Genomic DNA, 10111 nt, shown 5'->3' on the forward strand with positions numbered 1-10111 from the left:
TACCGCCATTCCTAACCACCGAAGGAAGAATTCAACCAACTGCTTTGAGAGTTCATTTGAGATATTACATTCTCCAGATTCGTGAACTGTTTTACATATCGGTCCGTTTCTGTTTTTAACTGAGCCTGAAGACGCTTTATATATGAATCAACAGAGTCAATTGATTTTTGCATATAGTTGGACAAAACACTTGTAGGAGCATATACAGAACCTGCTTTTTCAATCAAGGAACCTTTCACGGCTCCAGTAGTGGCTGCATATTTATTTGTAATTGCAGTTAACCGGGCCATAACGCCTCCCTTGTCCTCTTTATTTGCATCTTCCGACCTTGTAAACAGCTTTTGCACATCTTCTGGGTTTGATTCAAGTGCAGCTCTGAACTTCGTTTCATCAAATACAAGTTTACCATTATCACCATATGTACTACTTGTTGTAATACCAAATGAACTCAGTTTATTTCTATCCTCAGATCCAGCTTCAAATATAAATCTAAGATCATCAGTCAATGACCTTAAATCACTATCATTAAAGAGCATTCCAGCTTTTGCCTTTTCTTCCCACTTTTTAATTTGGTCCTCTGACATATCTTTTTTTTGTTCATCTGTAAGAGGCTCGTAATCCCGATTAGGCTTAGTACTTATCTGATCACTTACTGATTTTATGATTTCATTGTAATCCTTAATCATATCGGTTAATGCAGTCACGATCTTATCTGTATCCACTTTAGAAGAAAAAGTCACCGGGTCTGGATCTTTAACAGGAACAAGATTATCATTTTCATCAGCAATATAGCCAAAGGTACCGCTAACGGTAATGTTCAGACCATCTAAATTAAATGAATTGCTTCCCCGAACTAATGTAGTTGACTTATCCGAGCCAGCATATTTAATCTCAACAATAGCATCCTCACCAACAACCGCCTTATCTGTATTAACGCCAAACAGCAACTTTGCGTTTGTACTAGAGTATGTACTATTTTTATCACTAAAATCTATTTTCCCGCCAGCACCATCAACAGTAGATTGGATTGAAAACTGATTTGCATTTTTTAGATAGCTAATTTTTACACCAGCCTCTGAAGAATTCACCTTATTCATGATATCATTCATCGTACTACCATAGGTTAAACCTTCAATATCCACTCCGTTAATTTTCAATTTTAATTCACCATTTAATACAACCTGAGATACCCTACGATTTGCTTCCTTTACACTTTCAGCAGAAGCATCTATCCCAAATTTCTCGAAAATCTCATCAATCTTATTGGAAGGTATATTCTCTTCCATCTTACTTCTTAAATCTGCAATAGAAGCAGCTTCATCAAGAGAATCAATAGCATTCTTAATCTCTTGATAATCAGGGAAGTCTTTCTTTATACTATCTTCAATTCCTTTCAATCCGGAATCTTTAAGAGAAACTTCCAGATTTAAACGATTAGAAGAGTCATTCAAAATTTTTAATGCACCATTCTTACCAAGAACGCCGCGGTCAGCTGAAGATACTGACAGGATTGAAGAATCATCATTTTGGCCAGCTTCTTTTACGGTCTTAAATGAAAGATGATCATAGCCGGTATCTGGCTCAGCCTTTACCTCGATTCTGTTATTTCCAAATGCTTTGTTCAACTTAGTCTGTAAATCATTGGCTATATCCTCCAGAGATTTATCCCTAAGTTCTTTTTCACTTCCAAAAGATATCGACTTAGATGTTCCATTATAGGTAAAAATAATGCTTTTTCCTGCAACTCGCTCCGCAAATGTTAAATTCTTAAAAAATGATGAGTCATTGCCCTCTTGATTATTACCCGCCTTCTGATTGTTCTTTACTTCTTCAGACAAACCAGACGATTTGATTTCTCTATCGTCATCCTCCATTCTATCGATATACTTAAATCCCAATGCATCTAAAGTTGCCTGACTTCCACCTTCAACTAAAATAGTATTGCCAGCTTTATCTTTAGACTTCATATCCAACAAAAAAGGGGTTCCTGCTTTATCACTGGCTTTTGACGGACTTCCATCAACCGAAGTGGCCGTAACATCAATTACATCAGCTAAAGTTTTTCCATTTCCAATGGACACTTCCTTTAATGATCTGTTAATAGAATCAGCGGCATTTTTCCCATTGGAGTAGTCATATGTAAATCCATCAGTCGTAGTTCCCGTTCCAAGAGTTACACTATAAGACTTACTGCCATATTTAAATGTTATATAGCCGCCCTCTAAAGTACTGACTGGTTCTTCTCCTAAATTTATTTTTCCTGTCTTTAAAGAGGATTCAGATACAGCTTCTGTAGAATTTAAAGAAGCGTTCTTTGCCAACCTCTTTACACCAAGAATAGAGAAGGAATCTGTAAGAGAGGAACTTCCTGTAGCAGTTACGTATTTACTGTTAGTCCCAGATACAGTAACATTACTTTTCCCCCAAAAACTTGGGCTTGATAAATTTGTAGAAGCATTGGTATAAGAGGTATATTTTTTAGAAAATTCAACCAGTTTAGAACTGATTGACTGATATGCTTCCTGCTTCCATAATAAAGACTGTCTGCCCTTTTGCTGCTTTGCAATCTTGGCTTTGGTAGATGCCGTCATTCCTTCAATCAAACTGTCTCTGTCCAAACCACTGGCAAGGCCGCCGTAGCCTCTAATCGATGATGCACTGTTGGTACTGCCTGATATCGATGCCATACATAAACTCCTTTCTATTATCACACATCCGTTTTTTCGTCAAAAATCGGTTTTTTTCTTGTTTTTACTATACTTATTTATCGACATATTGTATACTAAAGATAATAGTATTATCTTAATTTACGAATGGAGGTATAGAAGTTGTCAACGGTAATTACCATTACTAATCAAAAGGGCGGCGTAGGCAAAACCACCACTTCCTGCTCTCTTGCATGCGGTTTGGCCATGAAGAAAAAAAGAGTTCTGGCAGTTGATTTAGATCCACAGGGTAATTTAGGCTTTAGTCTGGGCCTTGAAATCGAGTCCTGTGCTACCATATATGAAGTTTTTAAAGGAACAGCAACTTTGCAGGAGGCAATCCGGCCTGCAAAATATTGTGATGTAATTTCCTCCAATATTCTTTTAAGCAGTGCTGAACTGGAATTTACCGGAAAGCAACGGGAAAGTATGTTGAAAAATATTCTTTCTACCGTAGCTGGTTATTACGATTATATTATCATAGATACTCCACCTGCATTAAATATTCTTACTGTGAATGCATACGCAGCTGCTGACTATCTGATAATTCCAATGATTCCGGAGATTTTAAGCCTGCTGGGCGTTTCTCAAATCAAGGAAACCATTAATACGGTCCGTGCCTCTGTAAATCCCAATCTTTACGTTCTTGGCATTCTGCTTAATAAGTACAATTCCAGAACCCTTCTCTCAAGAGAAGTGAAAGAAATGGCTCAGGACATCGCTGCTCAGATAGGCACCATTGTCTTTGATACTCATATCCGATCCAGTGTCAGTGTAGCAGAAGCACCAGCACAGGGTGAGAGCCTTCTTGACTATGCTCCGCGTTCAAACCCGGCCATGGATTACAAGTCATTGGTTGAAGAAGTTCTAGAACTGATCAAACAGCGTAAAAATTAATATATATATGAGAGGAGTTCAAAACCATGGCTAGAAAAAGCAGTAAGACTGCCCATGTTATGAATCTGTTAGCCGGTGAGGAATCAGAATCTTCCAAATCAGAAGCAGCGAAGGAAAATCTTGCTGCCAGCCTGAATACAGATTCCTCTGAAACGATAAAAGAGCTTACCGTGCTGGCTCATCAGGCGTCCATTCAAACAAAGGAGGGACCATTGTCCCCCTCACCCATTTCTATCATTGATATGTCTTCAACCGCCCCCGATCCGGTTTCTGAATTAATCCGGCAGCAGTTGGCTGAGGAAGAAGGAATTATTACAGATACGCAGGAGAAGGCCCCCACTGAAAACGAAATGGGAACAGATGATGGTACGCAAGACGATCCATCACCGGTACTGACTGCGGCAGAAGTAAAAGTATACACCAGCCCTGCAGTAAATGTTAATAATTCTGATGAAGCAACTTACGAAACAGAAAACTTTGCAGAATCACCCAAGAAAAATCCAGAATTAGAAGCGAATGATACGGATACCGATGAAAATATAAATTCTAAATCAGACGAGACTTTATTAGATAACAATATAGTAATGGAAGCCAATAATACCATACCCGAAGATAATGCAGAATTTATCCCTTCAGAAGCTTTATCAATGGAAGAAAACAGTTTAATGTCTGGCAGTTCTGATACGGAAGGAAAAACTGCATCTGATTCTGCCACTCCTGATTCAAAAGAAAATCAGAACCTTCCATCATATCAATATTTAAATATTATGGAATATGTAGTAAAAAGTATGGTGGATTACTATGCAGAAAAGTTTGATACCTGCACCTGCGGGCGTTGTATTGCGGATATTACAGCTTTAACATTAACCAAACTGCCTCCGAAGTATATCGTTGCAGAGTCCAATTCCGCATCTCCGCTCTTAAACTTTTATATGAATCGTTATTCACAGCAGGTAATTGTTGAGCTTACAAAATCCTGTTCCATTGTAAAACAAAACCCACACCATTAGGCGTGGGTTCTTTCTTCTGCAAGATCTGTTTCTTGTTCTGCACTGATAATAAGACTATTCCATATCTCATTCACAGTCTCTACACAATCCATGTATGTTTGCGCAAGCAATCCGGAAGGTAATCCAAGTTCATCAGACATCGCTTTTACACTCTTCCATTCTGCATTCTCATAACTCAGAATGAGTTTATATAATGTGCCGCAGATTCCTTCTTTCCGTATCAATGCGTCCTTAATTTCCTGTGCTACCGGTATTTCCATTAAAATTTCTTCCAGAGGAGCGTTAATCATGTACTGAAGGGTAGAAAACATTCCCATTATATAAGCTTCTGAACGGAGGATCGGGAAATCAGGCACATGATCAGAGAGAACCATAGCAAAATTCGCTCTAAGAAATGAGATTTTCATAATTGTTTCCAGGGCCTGGTCATGGTTAGAGTCATTGTTAAAGCTTAAGAGATAAACCCACTGCTTTAACTGGCTGATTCCCATAGTGATAAGCGCCTGACGAATGGAGGATACCCTGCAGCGCATAGCAAAATAGGCAGAGTTTACTATCTTCAAAAGTGCATAACTCAAAGCAGCATCCCTGCTTATAATTTCTTCGATCTGTTCTATATCAGGTTCATCCTTAGAAACTTCCACAACCAGCTGGAAGAAATTTCCCTGCAGGAATTCCATGCGGTTTACCTTTTTTGCCAGGGCCTCTGCAACATAACTTCCTTCAACAAAGTCAGCATTAATTTCCAGTGCAAGCTCATAATCTTCTTTTTCCTTAACACCAGTAGCAATACACTTTTTATCAAGGCCTTTCATAGTATTAACAATATTAACTAATGAAGTCCTGTCCTTGGGCTCTTTCTTATCGCCGATATCAATCTTTATGTAGGTGGCAAAATCCAGCATGGAAAAAAAACTGGGAGAAAACTGAAAATCATTAATGGCAAACTCATATCCTTCCGCTCTGTACTTTCTAATAATCGTAGGCGCCAGAGGGTGAATCATGACGTGATCTTCAATCTGAATTACCATCTTTTTTTTATCAAAAATCTTAGGGGTATTTCGAAACAGCAAAGCCGGTGTAAATGTAACAAAAGTAAGTTTATCATCTGCAAAACTATCAGAATTCTGCATAAGAAAATCCGAAATGGTATCAGCTACCGCTACATCAGAACTGCTATAAATGGAATTATAGTCCTTCTGAAACAATACTTCATATCCGACAATCCTGTCCTCCTTCAACGCCTTAATCGGCTGTCGGGTGACATATCTATCCATTATTATTCGTCCTCCTCTGAATCAGATGGTCTATGACTTCTACCAAATGACCAATCTCCGGTTTACTTAGCTGTTCATCAGCTCCTAACTGTTTTCCTTTGATCATCAGTTCCTGATTAATCATGGAAGAGAAAATAATGAGAGGTATCTCTTTTAACTTAGGATCTGTTTTTACCAGCTTTGTCAGCCTGTGGCCATCCATTTCCGGCATCTCAATGTCAGTTATGATAAGGCTTACCTTATCAGCCAGATCAGAATCATCGCGGATCTTTTCCAGGTAATTCCAAGCCTCCTGACCGTTATTTTTAAATGTCAGATTATCATATCCGGCTTTTCTAAGTGCTGCTTCTATCATCTTTGTTAAAAGAATAGAGTCTTCTGCAATCAGGATAGGATAATTAACTTCTGTTCTTTTGCCGAGCTTGTTAATCTCATCTAACTGAATTCCAGTTTCAGGAGCAATATCAGCAACGATCTTTTCAAAATCCAGAATTGTAACAAGGTCATCGCCGCACTGAGCAATGCCAGTTGCCACACCTTCATCTCCCCGGCTGATGGTGTCATCCGGCTTCTGTATATTTTTCCATGAAATACGGCTGATACCAACTACACTGTGAACACGGAATGCAATATGCAGCTTGTTAAAGTTTGTTATGATAAACAAATCTTTTGACTTCTTTTCAGAAACACTTCCCGTCAGGTAGTGAGGAAGGTCAATTACCGTAAGTAAAAGATCCCTTGGTTTAAAAATACCTTCGACAGAAGGATGGGCATGAGGGATAGGCTTTACTTTATCTGACATCATAATTTCACGTACCTTTGCAACATTGATTCCATATAATTCTCCATAGATGGTGAATTCCATTATTTCTATTTCATTGGTCCCTGATTCTAACAAAATCTCTGTTTCTGCCATACTTTTTCTCCTTTATCCCAATATGATCAGCAAAAACAAGTGCCTAATCATTTATCGGCATTCCTCTGCTGGTACATAATGCTTACAAAACAATTTCCGCTCTCCCATAGGTACGAATTTTTACTGATCCGGTACTGATATCAACAGACATGGTACGTGCATAATTTTCCCCCACATCCTCTGCTGCGAGCCGGACACCTGATGCTTTTAAAATCTGCTTCACACTTGCAATATTCCTTGCACCGATATTCCCAAGGGTACTATTTCCCTGTAACTGGAACATCTTAGCCCCTCCTGCAATTTTGGCAATCAGACGGGGTTTCCGGGCACCCATAATTTCAATTTTCCGAAAGGTTTCTGCAAGGCCAGTATCTGCATACTTAAAAATATTTCCGTCTCCGGAACCGTATACTTCCGGAAGCATAATGTGAACAAGTGCTCCCAGCTTAATCATGGGATCGTATAAACTAATACCAATACAGGAACCAAGTGCGTAGGTGATAAGAGTACCTTCCTGTCGGGCAAATTTCATATCTGCAATCCCTACTGTAATCTGTTTATCCATTGACAATCCCCAGTTTCTCCATCAGAAAATTTAACGATTCAATATCCGGCATCATCAGGAGATCGCTATGAAGGACCTTTCCTCCAATTATAAACTGTCCGCTGATCATCATCATCTTATCTGTCTGATATCCGAATTCTACCATTGGAACACTTAAAATACCTCCAAGCATATTCACAGCAATATCAGGAACCGATAAATTAATTGTTACATCACTTAGTGTTGACATTGCGTTCACATAGGAAGAAATGATAATGTTTCCGATCTCCTCCAGTGCTGACGTTTCCATCACATTCAACTGGTAATAGTCTTCAATTTCCTTTTGCATAACACTGCTCAAAACTTCATTGATAAAATCAAGCTTCAGAATAAACAGCATCAATCCGTTAATTTCACCAGTCATCTTTACCAGAATTGCAGCAACGATTTCCTCTGGATCACCAAGAAATTTAATGGCTTCATTATAACCAAGTATCTGAACATCCGGAAGAGTCATGCGGACCGATTTTCCAAGCATGGAAGACAGTGCAGTTGCAGAATTACCGGTTCCGATGCTGCCGATTTCCCGAATCAGATCAAGGCCTAAACCATTCATTTCATCATAACGTCTTATTTTCATATAATCGCCCTCTTTCCTCAACGTACGTTTATTTACCGCAGTGAATTAATTGTTGATTCCACTTCATCAGAAGTCTGTACCATCTTAAGCGCATATGAATACGCTCTCTGAGCTTCCATCATTCTGGTCATTTCAAGCGCAAAATCCGTACCGGAGTTTTCCAGAGAACCTTTTACTACCTTCGCATTCTCCAGAAGAATCGGTTCTCCATTCTTTGCAGAAGGTACGAATCCGTTATCTCCTACACTATGAATACCGTCCATTGTAGAGAAGGTGTATACACCAATAGCATGTGGGTCATGCTCCCCCTCTTCCAGTTCCTCCTCTTCCTCAACCTCTTCCTCGCCTTCTGGATATGAGGTTGGCTTTACATCGTAAGAGATCTCTTCCTTATCCATATTAAGGACTCTTTTTCCATCTGAATTCACCAGATAAAATTTATCTTCTGTTTTTGCCAGCTGAAAGCGCCCATCCCTGGAATAAGTAATTTCTCCGGTCACAGGGTCCTGTAACATAAAAAACCCTTCTCCCGGAATCGCGTAATCATTCTCCAGGCCAGTGGTTTGGTAGGACGTAGGGCTCAAATTCGTCTTTACCATATCAATCTTTGTTCCGGTTCCTGATTTTGCTGCATTTTCACCTTGGGTATTTCTTACCTCATTATATATTAAATCAGAAAACACACCGTATTCAGGCTTAAATCCTACGGTGTTTACATTTGCAATATTATTGGATACTATGTTAAGCTTTGTCTGCTGGTTCATTGCCCCCAAAGCCCCCGTGTAAAAGGACTGATTCATCCGCTATACCTCCTTATACTCTGCCTATATCGCTTACAATCTTCCCCATAAGCTGATCATACATCTTAAGAACCTGGGCTGCACTTTGAGAAGCCCTCTGGCTGGTCATCATTGCAGTCATCTCTTCAATGGGATCAATATTCGACCGTTCAAGAGATTTCCACTGGATTCCTCCATCGACTGCATTCCCATCTGCAGTTGTTGTAAAGGTTCCATTATTGCCTTTTACAAGCTGGTTATAATCATCAAAATTAAAAACGCCTATCTTGCCCAGTAATTGAGGCTCTTCCTCTTCTGAACCAGCTCCGTCTTCATCCGTTCCAAGACCTTTCAGTGGAACTTCATAAATATTACCTGATTGATCAACAGATATATGATCTGTGGTCATTTCAATTGGATTCCCGTCTTCTCCAAGAACTCTTCCAATCGTTGATAAACTAAGGTATCCCTCATCATCGACATGGAACGAACCGTTTCTGGTATAAAGGCGGTTTCCATTGGCATCCTGGACTGCAAAAAATCCTGGCTTTGTCAGGCCAAAATCTAAATTTCCGCCTGTTTCTTCTACATTTCCCTGATCATGACTGGTCTTTGTTATTCCTACTGCCCGAATCGTGGATAAGGAACCAATCTGAGTTGCATTGTTTTTGTTTAAATTCCCGTTGCGGTAGAGAATTTCATCTTTAAATGTGGTACTGACCATACGGTCAGACTTATATCCCGGGGTACTGGAGTTAACCATGTTATTACTGATTGTATTTAAGTTCCGGTTCTGATACAGCATTCCTGACGCCAGATTATAAAATCCATGAAACATATACTTATCCCCTTCCTTATTTCCCATTTATAAAATTAGTCAAATACAGCCTCAGCTTTTGTATCGCATTGGAATGAATCTGCGAGATTCTGGGCTCACTGACACGCATGACCTGTGCAATCTCCTTCATATTTAATTCGTCCATATAATACAAAGAAATAACCTTTTGTTCATTTTCTTTTAAATTATTTATGGCAGAAACCAGAACCTGCTTAAACTCTTCCTGCAGATAGTGGTCTTCCGGCTGGTCATTTTCATTAACAGCCGGAAGCTGAAGCACCTTTTTGTTTTCATTCCCGGCTTCCAGAACCATATCCAGAGAAAGAACACTGTAGATATTGGTCTTCCCCAAAGCCTCCTGGTATTTTTCCAGGCTGATATTCATATGATCAGCAGTCTCCTGGGGCGTCGGGAAACGGCCCAGCCGGTTGCACAGTTCCATCGCAGCATTATCAAGATCCTTTGCGTTCTTTCTTACGCTTCTGGGAATCCAGTCCTGCTTTCT

General features: G+C 39.5%; 10 protein-coding genes. 2 read left to right on the forward strand and 8 right to left on the reverse strand.

Annotated elements, in window-relative coordinates:
• Positions 1-11: 11 nt before the first annotated feature.
• Positions 12-2687 carry a flagellar filament capping protein FliD gene (fliD, locus tag ACLTWA_RS19100; RefSeq protein WP_412329501.1) on the reverse strand — a complete coding sequence of 892 codons (2676 nt, stop codon included), beginning with the start codon at positions 2685-2687 and terminating at the stop codon, positions 12-14.
• 141 nt (positions 2688-2828) lie between these two features.
• On the opposite strand from fliD, the gene ACLTWA_RS19105 reads away from it, so the two are divergent.
• Positions 2829-3602: a ParA family protein gene (locus ACLTWA_RS19105; RefSeq protein ID WP_412329502.1), complete on the forward strand. Its 774-nt coding sequence runs from the start codon at positions 2829-2831 to the stop codon at positions 3600-3602.
• Positions 3603-3628: 26 nt separating this feature from the next.
• Positions 3629-4612, forward strand: coding sequence for a late competence development ComFB family protein (locus ACLTWA_RS19110; protein ID WP_412329503.1), 984 nt, complete (start codon positions 3629-3631; stop codon positions 4610-4612).
• Here the strand turns inward: ACLTWA_RS19110 and ACLTWA_RS19115 are convergent.
• The 7 genes from ACLTWA_RS19115 to ACLTWA_RS19145 all read right to left on the reverse strand — a co-directional run.
• Positions 4609-5889: an EAL and HDOD domain-containing protein gene (locus tag ACLTWA_RS19115; RefSeq protein WP_412329504.1), complete on the reverse strand. Its 1281-nt coding sequence runs from the start codon at positions 5887-5889 to the stop codon at positions 4609-4611. The two genes, ACLTWA_RS19110 and ACLTWA_RS19115, sit on opposite strands and share 4 nt — an antisense overlap.
• Positions 5882-6805, reverse strand: coding sequence for a chemotaxis protein (locus ACLTWA_RS19120; RefSeq protein ID WP_412329505.1), 924 nt, complete (start codon positions 6803-6805; stop codon positions 5882-5884). Before ACLTWA_RS19120 ends, ACLTWA_RS19115 begins: the two co-directional genes overlap by 8 nt.
• A gap of 82 nt (positions 6806-6887) precedes the next feature.
• Entirely contained in the window at positions 6888-7370 is a 483-nt protein-coding gene (locus ACLTWA_RS19125; RefSeq protein ID WP_412329506.1) for a chemotaxis protein CheD, read from the reverse strand.
• Positions 7363-7989: a chemotaxis protein CheC gene (locus ACLTWA_RS19130; RefSeq protein WP_412329507.1), complete on the reverse strand. Its 627-nt coding sequence runs from the start codon at positions 7987-7989 to the stop codon at positions 7363-7365. Before ACLTWA_RS19130 ends, ACLTWA_RS19125 begins: the two co-directional genes overlap by 8 nt.
• A 32-nt stretch (positions 7990-8021) precedes the next feature.
• Positions 8022-8789: a flagellar hook-basal body protein gene (locus tag ACLTWA_RS19135; RefSeq protein WP_412329508.1), complete on the reverse strand. Its 768-nt coding sequence runs from the start codon at positions 8787-8789 to the stop codon at positions 8022-8024.
• A 13-nt stretch (positions 8790-8802) separates the two neighbouring features.
• A complete protein-coding gene (locus ACLTWA_RS19140) occupies positions 8803-9606 on the reverse strand; it encodes a flagellar hook-basal body protein (RefSeq protein WP_412329509.1) in 804 nt (267 codons plus the stop codon).
• Positions 9607-9622: 16 nt separating this feature from the next.
• Positions 9623-10111 (reverse strand): sigma-70 family RNA polymerase sigma factor (locus ACLTWA_RS19145; RefSeq protein ID WP_412329510.1); only part of this gene is annotated, 489 nt, incomplete at its 5' end.

Origin of the sequence: Lacrimispora sp. (assembly GCF_046972725.1) — a bacterium.
Classification (GTDB): Bacteria; Bacillota; Clostridia; order Lachnospirales; family Lachnospiraceae; genus Lacrimispora.

What these genes read in the sequence shown, in the direction of transcription:
- ACLTWA_RS19140 (WP_412329509.1), bottom strand. Translation starts at nt 9,606, where the DNA reads ATGTTTCATGGATTTTATAATCTGGCGTCAGGAATGCTGTATCAGAAC.
- ACLTWA_RS19110 (WP_412329503.1), top strand. Translation starts at nt 3,629, where the DNA reads ATGGCTAGAAAAAGCAGTAAGACTGCCCATGTTATGAATCTGTTAGCC.
- fliD (WP_412329501.1), bottom strand. Translation starts at nt 2,687, where the DNA reads ATGGCATCGATATCAGGCAGTACCAACAGTGCATCATCGATTAGAGGC.
- ACLTWA_RS19120 (WP_412329505.1), bottom strand. Translation starts at nt 6,805, where the DNA reads ATGGCAGAAACAGAGATTTTGTTAGAATCAGGGACCAATGAAATAGAA.
- ACLTWA_RS19130 (WP_412329507.1), bottom strand. Translation starts at nt 7,989, where the DNA reads ATGAAAATAAGACGTTATGATGAAATGAATGGTTTAGGCCTTGATCTG.
- ACLTWA_RS19115 (WP_412329504.1), bottom strand. Translation starts at nt 5,889, where the DNA reads ATGGATAGATATGTCACCCGACAGCCGATTAAGGCGTTGAAGGAGGAC.
- ACLTWA_RS19135 (WP_412329508.1), bottom strand. Translation starts at nt 8,789, where the DNA reads ATGAATCAGTCCTTTTACACGGGGGCTTTGGGGGCAATGAACCAGCAG.
- ACLTWA_RS19125 (WP_412329506.1), bottom strand. Translation starts at nt 7,370, where the DNA reads ATGGATAAACAGATTACAGTAGGGATTGCAGATATGAAATTTGCCCGA.